Source organism: Cellvibrio fontiphilus (genome assembly GCF_042646205.1).
Classification (GTDB): Bacteria; Pseudomonadota; Gammaproteobacteria; order Pseudomonadales; family Cellvibrionaceae; genus Cellvibrio; species Cellvibrio fontiphilus_A.
Map to the genome: position 1 here is coordinate 524,012 of NZ_JBHRTF010000002.1, position 13,044 is coordinate 537,055.

General features: G+C 55.5%; 13 protein-coding genes. 8 read left to right on the top strand and 5 right to left on the bottom strand.

What is annotated here, in order from left to right; genetic code table 11:
* The first annotated feature begins 49 nt into the window (after positions 1–49).
* Together ACFODX_RS04085 and ACFODX_RS04090 are read left to right on the top strand one after the other, a co-directional pair.
* Positions 50–1,414: a type II toxin-antitoxin system HipA family toxin gene (locus ACFODX_RS04085; protein WP_378116323.1), complete on the top strand. Its 1,365-nt coding sequence runs from the start codon at positions 50–52 to the stop codon at positions 1,412–1,414.
* Between the two features lie 31 nt (positions 1,415–1,445).
* Positions 1,446–1,790, top strand: a complete 345-nt coding sequence (locus ACFODX_RS04090) for a helix-turn-helix domain-containing protein (RefSeq protein ID WP_378116325.1) — start codon at positions 1,446–1,448, stop codon at positions 1,788–1,790.
* Positions 1,791–1,797: 7 nt separating this feature from the next.
* Here the strand turns inward: ACFODX_RS04090 and modC are convergent, their stop codons facing one another.
* The 3 genes from modC to modA are packed head-to-tail and all read right to left on the bottom strand — an operon-like array spanning position 1,798 to position 4,334.
* Complete coding sequence (modC, locus tag ACFODX_RS04095) at positions 1,798–2,868, bottom strand: molybdenum ABC transporter ATP-binding protein (RefSeq protein ID WP_378116327.1); 1,071 nt, start codon at positions 2,866–2,868, stop codon at positions 1,798–1,800.
* A 1-nt stretch (position 2,869) separates the two neighbouring features.
* Entirely contained in the window at positions 2,870–3,556 is a 687-nt protein-coding gene (modB, locus tag ACFODX_RS04100) for a molybdate ABC transporter permease subunit (protein WP_378116329.1), read from the bottom strand.
* Complete coding sequence (modA, locus tag ACFODX_RS04105; RefSeq protein ID WP_378116332.1) at positions 3,540–4,334, bottom strand: molybdate ABC transporter substrate-binding protein; 795 nt, start codon at positions 4,332–4,334, stop codon at positions 3,540–3,542. Before modA ends, modB begins: the two co-directional genes overlap by 17 nt.
* Before the next feature lie 123 nt (positions 4,335–4,457).
* Between modA and ACFODX_RS04110 the strand changes: the two genes are divergently transcribed.
* The 5 genes from ACFODX_RS04110 (at position 4,458) to ACFODX_RS04130 (ending at position 9,195) form a co-directional block, all read left to right on the top strand.
* Positions 4,458–4,784 (top strand): YnfA family protein, encoded by a 327-nt coding sequence (locus ACFODX_RS04110; RefSeq protein WP_378116334.1) that lies wholly within the window; start codon positions 4,458–4,460, stop codon positions 4,782–4,784.
* A 29-nt stretch (positions 4,785–4,813) separates the two neighbouring features.
* Positions 4,814–6,151, top strand: a complete 1,338-nt coding sequence (locus ACFODX_RS04115) for a hypothetical protein (RefSeq protein WP_378116336.1) — start codon at positions 4,814–4,816, stop codon at positions 6,149–6,151.
* Between the two features lie 62 nt (positions 6,152–6,213).
* Entirely contained in the window at positions 6,214–7,380 is a 1,167-nt protein-coding gene (locus tag ACFODX_RS04120) for a helix-turn-helix domain-containing protein (RefSeq protein ID WP_378116338.1), read from the top strand.
* 119 nt (positions 7,381–7,499) lie between these two features.
* Positions 7,500–8,456 carry an LpxL/LpxP family Kdo(2)-lipid IV(A) lauroyl/palmitoleoyl acyltransferase gene (lpxL, locus tag ACFODX_RS04125; RefSeq protein ID WP_378116340.1) on the top strand — a complete coding sequence of 319 codons (957 nt, stop codon included), beginning with the start codon at positions 7,500–7,502 and terminating at the stop codon, positions 8,454–8,456.
* 43 nt (positions 8,457–8,499) lie between these two features.
* Complete coding sequence (locus tag ACFODX_RS04130; RefSeq protein ID WP_378116342.1) at positions 8,500–9,195, top strand: SDR family oxidoreductase; 696 nt, start codon at positions 8,500–8,502, stop codon at positions 9,193–9,195.
* 12 nt (positions 9,196–9,207) lie between these two features.
* Here the strand turns inward: ACFODX_RS04130 and ACFODX_RS04135 are convergent, their stop codons facing one another.
* Together ACFODX_RS04135 and ACFODX_RS04140 are read right to left on the bottom strand one after the other, a co-directional pair.
* Positions 9,208–10,263, bottom strand: coding sequence for a family 16 glycosylhydrolase (locus tag ACFODX_RS04135; protein WP_378116344.1), 1,056 nt, complete (start codon positions 10,261–10,263; stop codon positions 9,208–9,210).
* A 79-nt stretch (positions 10,264–10,342) separates the two neighbouring features.
* A complete protein-coding gene (locus ACFODX_RS04140) occupies positions 10,343–11,533 on the bottom strand; it encodes a carbohydrate-binding protein (RefSeq protein WP_378116346.1) in 1,191 nt (396 codons plus the stop codon).
* Positions 11,534–11,843: 310 nt separating this feature from the next.
* Between ACFODX_RS04140 and ACFODX_RS04145 the strand changes: the two genes are divergently transcribed.
* Positions 11,844–12,992 (top strand): PA0069 family radical SAM protein, encoded by a 1,149-nt coding sequence (locus tag ACFODX_RS04145; RefSeq protein ID WP_378116348.1) that lies wholly within the window; start codon positions 11,844–11,846, stop codon positions 12,990–12,992.
* The last annotated feature ends 52 nt before the right edge of the window (positions 12,993–13,044 follow it).

A 13,044-nucleotide genomic window follows, 5' to 3' on the forward strand; every position in this document is an offset into this window, starting at 1 on the left:
TCAATTTTATAACTAATATTGAGCATTATATTACTCAAATTGGTTTTCCATGAAACTCACTCTGCAAACCTACTTAGGCGGCCAATGGCGCGATGCAGCCCAGCTGACGCTCACTAACCCCGAGCAAGGACATAGCGGGGAAAGCCTGTTGGGCTATCACCCGCAAGCCTATGCGCTGGAGCATCTGGGGCGCGATGACACGGCGGCCTGTAGCCTGCGCCTGCCGGTGGACTTGATGCAAACCTACAGGGCCAAACCCTGGTTCAGTTTTTTGGACGACATAATCCCTGCCGGCGCTAGCCGTCGATACTGGGTAAACCACCTGGGGATAGGGCATTTGTCACCCAACCAGCAGGATGCACAATTGCTCGCCCGCGGCACTATTGCACCGGTGGGTAACCTGCGCATCAAGGAAGCCCTGCCGGTAATGCCAGCAGGCAGTCAACTGGCACAACTGCGATTTGCTCTGGCCGATGTGGTGGAGCGCCAAAGCGATTTTCTGGAATACGCGCAAGCCATGGGTGCTGCCAGCGGCGGTGCCACAGGTGCTGGTGGCGAAGCGCCCAAATTGTTGGTGCGTGCATCGCTTTCTAATGAATCCCTGCCGCAAGAGATCTGGATCGACACCTGGCAGGAGGATACAAGCAATCAGGATCAGCATTATTTAGTGAAATTTCCGCGCGGCAAACGCAGCCAGGATGACTGCGATATTTTGCGCGCGGAATATCATTACTATCACGAACTACATTCGTTAGGCATGGATACTATCGACATTGCCGCCATGCGTTTGCTGGAAGGTGAACAATATCCCTCATTATGGTTGCCACGCTTTGATGTAAGTTTTCACACAGGTCAGTGCGAGCGCTACGGGCTGGAATCGGTTTACGCACTACTCGCCAAGGCGCCGGGCAGTTTTTTAAATCATTTTTCTGTGCTGCGCGATCTGGTTTTAATCTTGCAACAGCAGTATGCCGTGCAGGAAATGGGGAAAAAATTTGATCAGGCATCATTTGTATGTGAATGGGTTAAGCGCGATTTTCTAAATGTGGTTTACGGTAATTCCGATAATCATGGTCGCAATACTGCACTGATTAAACGCCCGCAGGGAATTTGGTTATCGCCTATTTATGATTTTGCGCCGATGAAAGCCGACCCCGAAGGCGTCACACGCTCCACTACTTGGGGTTCACCCTATGAAGAGGCGGGGCGTTTTGATTGGGTGGCGATTGCCCATGCGTTGGGTGACCTGGTGGAGCCCGAGCGAGTTATTAGCGAATTACGCCAACTTGCGGCGCAACTCGGCGACTTGCGCGAGCGCTTGGCAGCGCGCGGTGTGCCTGCCCAACTACTTGCGAAACCTACGTTTGGTTTCGATTTTCTCGCTGAGAAATTAACGCGCTGGCAATTAGTATGAGCCTGTCCATGAACACGCGGGAACACATTCTATGAACGAACTTAGCCCACTGGAGCGCGAAGCGTTTTTGCGTAATTGCCTGCAAGAATTGTTGCAGGGTGAGACGAGCGAGGGAAAAATTCTCACGCGGCTACGCAAAAAAATTCTCGGTATGAATCAGCATGATTACGCCGCACTAGTTGGTTTAAGTCGCCGCACTTTGTCGGATATCGAAAACGACACGGGCGACCAAAGCCTGAGTGTTATCAATGCGGCATTTAAACCTTTTGGTTTGCGGCTGGGTTTGTTGCCCACCCATCAACATTTGTTGATTGATTGTGTAAACAATCTGCCCGAGTTAACTGGTTCGCGCAAAATAAACAGCTTCCGTCGCTAAAAAATTATTACAACAACGCCACCGATTTCACCTGCACCCATAGCGCCTGGCCGGGTTGGATGGCGAGTTCGCTAAGGGCTTTGCGGGTGAGGCGGGCGATGACCTGGGTGCTGCCAATATTCACCCGTACCAGCGCCAGACCCGGGTGGCTATCGTCGCTTATGGCATCTAGCTGACCGGCGAGCTGGTTCTGGATACTGCTGGCGGTTGGCTGTTGCGCCAAACTGACATCGCGGGCGAGTACCCGCACCCGCACTGACTGGCCTAGCGTCAAACCCTGGTCTTTGGTCCAGAGGCTGCCGCCGGCAAAATCCACCCGCGCCAGGTGCCAGTGGCTGTCCACCGCCGCGACTTGCGCCTCGATAACCACACCCGCGTCCTCGCCCAAATCGATGGGCAGATCCAGCCGTGCCAGAGTGTCGCGCAGCGGGCCGCTGGCGATGGCGCGACCGTCTTGCATCACCACCAGATAATCCGCCAGGCGCATCAACTCTTCCGGCGAATGGGTGACGTAGAGCAGGGGGATCTGCAGCTCGCGGTGCAGCCGCTCCAGGTAGGGCAGGATTTCGCGCTTGCGCTGGAGGTCGAGGGCCGCAAGGGGTTCGTCCATTAACAACAGGCGCGGGCTGAGTGCCAAGGCGCGGGCGATGGCCACCCGCTGGCGTTCACCGCCGGAGAGCAGATCAGGTTTGCGCTGCAATAAATGGCCAATACCCAGCAGTTCGATGGCTTGTGTCAGCGCGGCCGATGACACCCCGCGAACACGGCGCAGGCCGTAGTGAAGGTTGTCTTGCACCGAGAGGTGGCCAAACAGGCTCGCCTCCTGAAACACATAACCGATTGGCCGCCGGTGGGTGGGCAACCATTGTGTGTCGCTTTGCCAGATATCGCCATCCACCAGCAACCGACCCTGTGGCGCTCGCTCCAGCCCGGCAATACAACGCAACAGGCTGGTTTTGCCGGAGCCGGATACACCAAACAGCGCGGTAATGCCCTGCCCCGGTAAAACCAGATCCACATCCAGCGTAAAACCGGGCCAGGTCAGTTGAAAGCGCGCTTGAATTGCCGGGTCACTCATCTCACAGGCCTCGCACCGGGCGGAAGCGGCGGCCCGCGTAAATCGCCAGCAACACCACAAAGGAAAACACCAGCAGCACCAATGCCAGCCGATGCGCCTGACTGTAATTCAGCGCTTCCACGTAATCATAAATCTGTACCGAGGCCACGCGGGTCACACCGGGAATATTGCCGCCGATCATCAATACCACCCCAAATTCACCAACGGTATGCGCAAAAGTGAGGATGGAGGCGGTGATAAAACCCGGCTTGGCGAGCGGCACTACCACGCTAAAAAAAGCATCCAGTGGCGATGCACGCAGTGTTGCCGCCACTTCCAGCGGGCGCTCACCTATCGCCTCAAACGCGCTTTGCAGCGGCTGCACCATAAACGGCAGGGAGTAAAACACCGAGGCAATCACCAACCCCCAAAAGGTGAAGGCAAGGGGCGCCAACTCCAGCGCATTAGTCAGCTGCCCCAGAGGGCCGTTTGGCCCCATGGCGAGCAGCATATAAAAGCCCAATACCGAGGGCGGCAATACCAGCGGCAGGGCGACCAAGGCGCCAATTGGCCCCTTCCACCAGCGCTTGGTGCGCGCCAGCCACCAGGCGATAGGTGTACCCACCAACAGCAGAATAAAAGTCACCACCGCCGCCAAGCGCAGGGTGAGCCAGAGCGCCTGCAGATCGCCGTCAGTGAGCATGGTCATCCTCTTGTGGGCCTGTGCCGGCGCCATCACCCGGCAATGCAAAACCATAACGCGTCATCACCGCGCGCGCGGCCTTGCTCTCTATATAGGTGGCAAATTTGCTCGCCAGCCCATTATTTTCCGCGCGTTTGGTGATGATAAAACCCTGCTCCAGCGGCGCATGTAATTCAGCGGGCACCAGCCAATAGCCGCCCTTGCTCGCCAGCTCCGGGCTGATTGCCAAGGCGAGCGCGATAATGCCGATCTGGGCATTGCCGGTTTGCACAAATTGCGCGGTCTGGGCGATGTTTTCGCCGTACACCAATTTGGGTTCCAGCTTGTCCCACAAGCCGCTCTGTTTCAGGGCTTCCACCGCACGTTTGCCGTAGGGCGCCACCCTGGGGTTGGCGATGGCGATACGTTTGATCGCGGGATCCGTCAGGTCAGCGAGGGTCATTTGACTGGCATCCCGCGTGGCACTCCATAACACCAGCCGCCCCAGAGCGTGGGGAGTCACTGCGGAACCTGCCAGCCCAAGGTTGGCCAGCTGCCGCGGATAATCGATATCCGCCGAGAAATACAAATCAAAGGGCGCACCCTGCTGGATTTGGGTGTAAAACTTACCCGAGGAACCGTAAATGACCTCTACTTCATCGGTGGCATGTTGCTGTTTGAAAGTGGCCACCAGTTCATCCATGGCAAATTTCAAATCCGCCGCGGCGGCGATGGTGATTTTTTCGGCTTGGACGAGCGGTGCCCAAATAAGTAGCAGGGCGAGGAGTAATCGCATTTGGAACATAAAGCGTTTCCCACTGAATGTATGCGCTGAGTTTATTAGCCCGCGCGCCGGCACAGCAACTTATTAAATTCGCCCAACTGCTTTACCATCCCACCCCCCAGCCTGCCACCAAGGCGTTTTGCCATGCTTAAAACTACCCTGTTATTTGTCGCCACTGCGCTCGCGGAAATTATCGGCTGCTTTTTGCCCTACTTATGGCTGCGCAAAGGCGGCTCGATTTTATTGTTAATCCCCGCTGCCGCGAGCCTCGCATTGTTTGTTTGGCTACTCACTTTGCATCCTGCTGCCAGCGGCCGCGTTTATGCCGCTTACGGCGGTGTTTATGTGGCCACCGCGCTGCTGTGGTTGCGCTACGTGGACGGCGTGAAACTCTCGGTTTACGACTGGGTCGGTGCCGGTGTGGCCTTGCTTGGTATGGCCATTATTGTGTGGGGTTGGCGCGGTAATTAGGTTATTAAAAAATCAAACAGGGAATCACCATGCTGGGTAGAGCCTTAAATATTTTTGCCAAATTGTTAATTGTTATTTTTTTGCTCTTGCTCGCCTATGTGGTGTTTGCGGTGCTGATAAACCTGCGCGATGAACCGCCCTCGGCGGCGGCGGTTGAATTTGAGCAGGCCTGGAATAATCGCGCGGCGGTTGCTGACATTGACAACGGTTATTTATTTTTATTGGGGTTTGATGTCGCCGAAGATGAAGACCCAAAAGCGATTGGACGCGAGCGGGTTAAATGGTCTAACGCTGTAATTGCAGCGCTAACTGAAGACAGCGTTGACTTTCCCCAACCCGGCTACTCGGTCGCTGAGCACTTGCCCGCACAGTTTGGCGAGCTGGTGCAGTTGTGCCGCGATATTACACACAGTTGCGTGATTGCAATCGCTGAACAGAGAGCGGCGATTAATGAATGGCAACAGAATAACCACTGGGTGAATGATCGCTACCGGCAATTAATTGCGCATAAAGGCTGGCTGGAATTATCGGCAGTGGATATACGTTTGCCGCTGCCAAAATATGCAGATGTTATGCAAGCCCAGCGCATCTTGTTTATGAGTGCTTTTGCCGCGAATCCACCCGTTATTAACCTGGAGTTTGGCCAGTTGTTGGATAGCGACCTGCAGTTTTGGCGCTTGGTTTTAAAAAATACTGACAGCCTGATTGGCAAAATGATTGCTGCATCGGCAATCAAAAATAATTTTTTATGGGCCAACCATTTCCTGCGCGGCGGTGGGCAGTTACTGCCAACAACCAGCCACTATCTGGCCTTTAGCAAAGATGAAATGTCCATGTACCGCTGCCTTGTTGGCGAATGGCAGTTTGCCTACCGGAGTTACCAGTCGCAGTTTGATAAACAGTTGACCAAAACCTCGGAAAAACTGGTTATGGGGTTGGTACATAAAAAGCAGGATACGATCAATCAAATGGCAGAGCGTTTGCAAACGCTGGAGCAGCAACTGGATGTTCCGTCCGACCACTTGGAAGCTGCGATCATCGCTTATGAGCAGACACAGCAACAAGAACTCGCCGGGCACACTACACTGGATTATCTAACAAGACCCTATAATCTGGTGGGACAAATACTGGTGAATATCGCCACGCCGGCCTACAGCAACTATTTTGCGCGCACGCAGAACCTGGAAGCCTTCCGGCGCGGATTACTGCTAAGTGCGGAAAAAATTCAGGGGCAATCAACTGCCGCCAGTGTGTTAGTCAGCCCTTACCCCGGCAAACCCTTTGTGCTGGATGAACAGCAGCGCAGTATCACCGTCAGGGGCTTGGGTAATGGCACGTCACAGCTAACACAGACTTATTTTTATTGATGGCACTTTTATATTAATAGCGCCGCACAGGCGCAGTTTTACCCACACAACCCGATGAGTTTATGAAAACACCCATTTTTAATATTCACGATTTAATCCTGGTGCTCACCCTGGCGGTGTGCGGCTTGCTGGGCATTTTCCAGTGGCTATTGTCCAAACAAAAGGCGCTTGCATCGCCCCTGTTGACCGGATTTTTTGTGTGCGTGGGCGCGAGTGCGCTGTGCAATTTGCTGTTGTGGAATAGCTATATTCACTCGACCAATGAGCCGGCAAAACTGCTGCTGGCGCTGGGGTTTGCGCTATCGGTGGTGGGCAAAAGTGTTTTTTTGTATCTGTACGTGGTGGCCATTACCCGCGCCAATTTTAATTTGCGCCCCAAAAACAGCTGGCATTTTTTGCATTTTGTAGTGGTGGGGCTTTGGGTAATTCTGGGCGGGCTGGATAGCGACCGCCTGCGTTTTGTGCCTAACAGCCACAGCGAATACTCTTGGCTGATTACCAATTATTTGTGGCACTACCTGAAATATTTACCAGTGATTTACAGCCTGGCGGCGGTGGTACAAATTTATCGCTACAAACAACAGCTGAAGGATTTTTATTCCAGCCTGAGTTTGCAGGGCCCTTACTGGCTGCTGTTATTAACCCTGGGCTTTGCGCTCAATTGGTCCTGGTCGCTGGTGGTGCATTTGCTCGGGCAAAGTGTGAGCTGGGCGGTGGCCGATGGTTTTGGCATTCTGGATAACTACATCACCTTCCTGCTGGTGAATGCGCTGTTTGTGTACAACCTGCGCTATGCCCACGAGCTGTTGCTCACGCGCGACACGCCCACCCCCAAAGAACCCGAGGTTAACAGCGCGCCCTCGCCGGAAACCGTGGCGCGCATCCGTGCGACTATGGAAAACCAGCAGCTGTATTTGACGCAGAATTTAACCATTGAGGATTTTGCCAAACAGGTCGGCATTCACTACCGCGAGGTGTCCAGTATCATCAACAGCGAATTCAACACCAACTTTTTTGAGTTTGTGAATGAGTACCGGGTGAAGCGCGCCAAACAGTTGTTGTTAGATCCGGCCATGGCGCAGATGACCATTTTGGATATTTTGCTGGAGTCGGGTTTTAACAGTAAGTCGTCCTTCCATCGCTTTTTTAAACGTTATACCGGCACCTCGGCCGCTGAGTTTCGCAAACAGGGCGGCGCACACACCGGCAACCCACCTGCGGCGGAATGACCGGGCAGCCCCCAGCCGGCCAAAGTGGAGCTGTTATAATCGCCGGCCGCGCCTTGAAGCGCGGCTTTTTATAGCCCCCTGGCTCATGTTTTCAGAAAAGTTTGCAGAGAAGATTGCTCTTGGATAAATCAAAATTACCGCCGTTTCATCGCCGCTTTTTGCTGCCGCGCTTTTGGCCGACCTGGTTGGCGCTGGCGTTTTTTTGGCTGATCGCCCAGTTGCCCGTGCGCGCCAATCAGGCGGTAGGCGGTGCGCTCGGGCGCTTGTTGTTGGTGCTCGCGCCGGCGCGCAAACGCTATGCAGAGATTAATATCGCCCTGTGTTTCCCCGAATTGGACGCGGCGGCGCAAGCGCAGATGGTGCGCAACTCGGTGATTGCCTGCGGCCTGAGCATCAGTGAAACCTCCATGGCGCTCTGGGGTAGCGAGAACAAAATGCGCAACCGCTACAGCATTACCGGCCTTGAGCACATTGAGAAAGCGCGCGCTGAGGGCAAGGGTATTTTGCTCTGCGGCAGCCACCTCACCACCATCGACATCAGCGGCTTGATGATGTCTTACCACATAGTCGCCGATGTGCTTTACCGCGCCGACCCCAACCCGCTGATGGCCTATGCCATCGCCCATGCGCGCGCGCGGGTGAATGACAACGCCATCGACCGCAACGATACCCGCCAGCTGATTAAAAACCTGCGCCAGGGGCATATTGTCTGGTACGCGCCGGATCAGGATTACGGCCGCAACCACAGCATTTTTGCGCCCTTTTTTGGCGTACAAGCGGCGACTGTAGTGGCGACAGCGCGGATTGCGCGTATGTCCCACTGCGTGGTGATTCCCTTCTTTTGTTTCCGCGAACCCAAAGGCCGCTACCGTTTGGAGATCCAACCCGCGCTGGATAACTTCCCCAGCGGCGACGATCTGGTGGATGCAACCCGCATCAACAAAATCATTGAAGACGCGGTTCGCCAGGCGCCCGACCAGTACCTGTGGGTGCATCGCCGCTTCAAAACCCGCCCCGAGGGCGAGGCCAGTTTTTATCCACCCAAGAAAAAGCGCGGTTCACGCCCCAAACTCTAACCGGGCGGCCACGCCCCTCTCATTAACGTTAAGGAATCAGACGATGTATATCAAAGACGCAGTAGTACTCATCACCGGCGCCAATCGCGGCATAGGTTTGGAATTTGCCCGCGCCGCGCTGGCCCGCGGTGCGCGCAAGGTCTACGCCACCGCGCGCGACCCGCAATCCATCCCACTGGATGGCGTAATCAAACTCAAACTGGATGTCACCAACCCCGAGGATGTCGCCCGCATCGCCCGCGACTGCGCCGATGTAACCCTGCTGATTAATAACGCCGGTGTTGCACGTTTTGGCAGTTTCCTCGCGCGCGACAGTGAGGCCAGCTGCGCCGAACACTTTGAAACCAACTTCTACGGGCCGCTGCGCCTGTGCAAAGCCTTTGCCCCCCTGCTTGCCGGTCATGGCGGCGGGGCGATCATTAATGTGCTGTCGCTGGTGAGCTGGTATGCACCGGTGGAGTTTTCGCCCTATTCGGCGAGTAAATCCGCCGCCTGGGCCTTAACTAACAGTGTGCGATTGGAATTGCGGGCGCAAAACACCCAGGTGATGGCGCTGCATATGGGTTATGTGGATACCGATATGACCGCCAAGATCGATGCACCCAAAACCCCGGCGGAGGTGATTGTGAAACGCACCTTTGATGGGCTGGAAGCGGGCGAGGAGGAGGTACTGGCCGACGATATGACCCTCACCCTGAAACGCAATATGAATGCGCCCCGCCCGGTGTATTTGGATTAAACCCTTAACTGACTAACACCCACGGCGGCGCACCAATACCAGCGCCGTCAGCATTAACAGCCACCAGGCTTGCACTGCGCCACCACCTGAGCCGCCGCTGTTGCCACCGGTAGCCGCGCGTGAACTGGCTGCGGCGGCAGTGGAAGAAGGGGCTACCGAACTCAGGGCTTCACTGCTGGCCGCTTGGCTGGTAGCGGCGGCGCTGCTGGCCGGCGTACTGCTGGCAACTGAACTGGCAGCCGTGGAGCTGGCAGGGGTTGAGCTAGTGGCCGCCGAGCTGCTGCTGGACACGTTATCCGCCGGCGGGGTGCCGGTAAAACCCAGCGCGTTTTCCGTGGTCATCGCCAGCACCAGAATGCCGTCCTTCACCACCACATTTTCCGGTGCAAAATCCACGCGATTGGTATCAAACGTCCAGTTGGCCTTGCCCCAGCGCGCGCTATTAAAGCTGTCAAAATCATCGCGCCAGCCGCCTTCAAAGGTTTTACTGGTGGCGTTGTAGGCTTTGTAATCGATGTAATTCACGAACTGGTACACCGGCAAGATGCTGGGGTCCCAGGGGCCGACCCACTCTGCCGATTCCGACGACCAGAGGTTAAAGCGCAGGCTCTGCGGGTTGGTCAGGCTGGTTACTGTGCTGGTGCCGGTAATGCGGCGCACTTCCACGCCGTCCACAAACCAGGCGACGTAATCCGGCGTCCACTCCAGCACATAGGTGTGATAACCATCGCCTAATGAGGAGGGCGCGGTATGAACCTGCTCGGTGTGCAGGGTGGGGCGAGTGCTGCCCAAAATAATATTGCTCTGCCACTCGGTGGCGTTGTTTTTGCCAAAAACTTCTATATCAATTTCTTCCCAGAAAGTATTGCCCACTTCCGACCCGTTTTTGTAAGTGAAAAAGGTGGACAGAATCCCGCTGCCTTTGGCGACCTGCATACGAATTTCAAAACGACCATAAAGTACAGATTCGTTGGAGTAGATTTCCGCACCCTTGTAGGTTTTGGCAGTGGCAGTATTTACCCCAGCCGCTGATACCAGCGCGAGTAACATCCAGAAGAAACGACGCATAACAAACCTCGATGATTTAAAAAGGGGGCTGGCCAAACATCAGCAGCGACCAACCCCTAGGGGACAACCAGTTGAACAATTAGATTTTGGTGAACCTCAGCCAATCGATATTAAAACCGCCGCTGTTGGCGTAAATCGCCAGGTTTTGCAGCCCGGCATTCAGGTAAATATTGTGCGAAATGGTCTGGTAGTTACCCCAGCCGCCGGTATTGGGCACACTGATGGTGCCCAGACCCACGCCGTTGCGATCCAGGGTAAATTGCGCCGTGGTGAGCGCCGATGCCACGCGGTATTCCACGCGGTAAGTACCGGTTTGCGGGATATTCACGTTGTTATATTTGAACCACTCGCCGGCATCGATATAACCCACAGTGCCGCCGGATACAGTCACGCTGCCGCCCACTTCGTTGAAATTCTCAGCCTGAATGGTGATTGATGCCGCCGGCGCGCTGCTACTGCTAGCACCACCGCCTGAACTGCCACCATCCGCCGGGGGCGTGCCGGTATAACCGGTTTGGCCTTCGCGGGTCAGCGCCAGCACCAGAATGCCGTTTTTCACCACCACATTGTTGGGCTCAAAGTCCGCCAGGTTCTCGCCAAAGGTCCAGTTGGCCTTGGCCCAGCGATTGGTATCGAAACTGTTGAAATCATCGCGCCAGCCAGTGCCAAAACTGTTGGTCGATGCGTTCCAGGGCTTGTATTCGATGTAATTAATAAACTGGTACACCGGCAGGATATTGGGGTCAAAGGCGCCCACCCACTCGGCGATATTGGCCGCCCAGAGGTTAAAACGCAGGTCCTGGGGGCTAGTCAGGCTGGTGACAAACTGGCCACCGTTAATACGGCGCACTTGGGTGCCATTCACAAACCAGGCGATGTAACTGGGCGTCCACTCCAGCACATAGGTGTTGTAACCATCGCCCAGTGAATAGGGCATGGTGTGTACCCCTTCGGTTTTGGTGGTGGGGCGATTGGTGCCGATAATCACATTGCTCTGCCACTGGGTGGCGTTGTTTTTGCCAAAGATCTCAATATCGATTTCTTCCCAAAACGTGCCCGGTTGCTCTGAGCCATTTTTGTAAGTGAAGAAAGTGGAGAGCACACCACTGCCCTTGGCGACCCGCATACGCATTTCATAGCGGCCATATTTGTAGGTTTGTTTGGAGTAGATCTCCGCAGCCTTATAGGGTTTGGCAACGGCGGGAAGCGCTAAGCCCACAATAGCGGCAAGCGTAACCAGCGCGCCGGTAACGCGACTGAACTTGAACATAGAAGCACCTTTATCGTTAGTTATTGGCGGTAATTTGCAAGTATTGGGGTGTTTAAACAGCGCAACACCCTGAGCAGCTCTGCCCGGTACCAGCAGGGTCGGGATTGCTACCGGCCTATACTGCGCAACACCAAAAGGCCAGTCGCACCACTTTGCGCGGCCAACCTAAAATGGTGACCAATAAACCGAAAGTGGTGCTTTTTTGATGGCAGTGCAGCGGCCGGAATGCCACCCGAATGCGAATAGTGGCTTGCCAAGGTGAGACGAGGAGCTGACAATACTGTTTTTATATACAGTATTTGAGGTGCCCATGAACGAGGATACAGAGTTCAGCCAACCCGAACCCTGGGTGGATGCACCGCTGCAGGCGATCAAAGGGCGCGGCGCGGTGACTAATCTGGCCGGGCGTTTTGAAACGCAACTGATCGAAACGGTGGATGATGGCTGGGCCAGCTACCGCGACGATACTTGTATCAACCCCGCGCTCACTACCAGCGTTACAGCCGAGCTGGCCAAGACCATTCTCAGCCGCAACCAATCCCCGGATTTACCCTTTAGTGTGTCGCTCAACCCCTATCGCGGCTGCGAACATGGCTGTGTCTACTGCTTTGCGCGCCCCAGCCACGCCTATTTGGGGCTGTCGCCGGGGTTGGATTTTGAAACCCGGCTCTACGCCAAAACCAACGCGCCGGAATTGCTGCGGCGCGAGCTGGCCCATCGCCTCTATCAGCCCAGCCCGATTGCGCTGGGCATTAATACCGATGCCTATCAACCGGTAGAGCGGGCCTTGTGCATCACCCGCCAATGCCTGGAAGTACTGCATGAATGCCGGCATCCAGTGGGGATAATCACCAAATCAGCCTTGATTGAGCGGGATCTGGATTTACTCAAACCCATGGCCGACAGCAACCTGCTGGCGGCGGCAATCACCATCACCACCCTTGATCACAGCATCGCGCGCAGCCTGGAACCGCGCGCCGCATCACCCACCCGGCGCCTGCAAACCATTGAAAAACTGGCGCAGGCAGGTATTCCGGTGCTGGTCAGCGTGGCGCCGGTGATTCCGTTTATCACCGAGCAGGAGTTGGAAAAGGTGATGCAAGCGGCAGCCAGTGCGGGCGCAACCGCCGCCGGCTACACCGTGCTGCGCCTGCCCTGGGAGGTAAACCCGCTGTTCCAGCAGTGGCTGCAAACCCACTTTCCTGACCGTTCTCAGCGCGTCATGAACCGCATTCGCGATATGCGCGGCGGCAAGGATTACGACGCCAACTTCGCCACCCGCATGCGCGGTGAAGGGCTGTGGGCCGACATGATCCGCCAGCGTTTTGGCAGGGCACTCAAACGCTATGGCCTGAATAAAAGCGGGCGTTTTGTGCAGCTGGATTGCAGTCAATTCCGCCGCCCGCAACAAATTCCCGCCACCCGCTCATCCACCGGACAACTGGATATTTTTGGTTGAGGCCAGCTCCGGCAGCAAATCAGGGAGATAAAAAAAGAGCCGCCTAAGCGAC

What these genes read in the sequence shown, in the direction of transcription:
- ACFODX_RS04085 (WP_378116323.1), top strand. Translation starts at nt 50, where the DNA reads ATGAAACTCACTCTGCAAACCTACTTAGGCGGCCAATGGCGCGATGCA.
- ACFODX_RS04090 (WP_378116325.1), top strand. Translation starts at nt 1,446, where the DNA reads ATGAACGAACTTAGCCCACTGGAGCGCGAAGCGTTTTTGCGTAATTGC.
- modC (WP_378116327.1), bottom strand. Translation starts at nt 2,868, where the DNA reads ATGAGTGACCCGGCAATTCAAGCGCGCTTTCAACTGACCTGGCCCGGT.
- modB (WP_378116329.1), bottom strand. Translation starts at nt 3,556, where the DNA reads ATGACCATGCTCACTGACGGCGATCTGCAGGCGCTCTGGCTCACCCTG.
- modA (WP_378116332.1), bottom strand. Translation starts at nt 4,334, where the DNA reads ATGTTCCAAATGCGATTACTCCTCGCCCTGCTACTTATTTGGGCACCG.
- ACFODX_RS04110 (WP_378116334.1), top strand. Translation starts at nt 4,458, where the DNA reads ATGCTTAAAACTACCCTGTTATTTGTCGCCACTGCGCTCGCGGAAATT.
- ACFODX_RS04115 (WP_378116336.1), top strand. Translation starts at nt 4,814, where the DNA reads ATGCTGGGTAGAGCCTTAAATATTTTTGCCAAATTGTTAATTGTTATT.
- ACFODX_RS04120 (WP_378116338.1), top strand. Translation starts at nt 6,214, where the DNA reads ATGAAAACACCCATTTTTAATATTCACGATTTAATCCTGGTGCTCACC.
- ACFODX_RS04130 (WP_378116342.1), top strand. Translation starts at nt 8,500, where the DNA reads ATGTATATCAAAGACGCAGTAGTACTCATCACCGGCGCCAATCGCGGC.
- ACFODX_RS04135 (WP_378116344.1), bottom strand. Translation starts at nt 10,263, where the DNA reads ATGCGTCGTTTCTTCTGGATGTTACTCGCGCTGGTATCAGCGGCTGGG.
- ACFODX_RS04140 (WP_378116346.1), bottom strand. Translation starts at nt 11,533, where the DNA reads ATGTTCAAGTTCAGTCGCGTTACCGGCGCGCTGGTTACGCTTGCCGCT.
- ACFODX_RS04145 (WP_378116348.1), top strand. Translation starts at nt 11,844, where the DNA reads ATGAACGAGGATACAGAGTTCAGCCAACCCGAACCCTGGGTGGATGCA.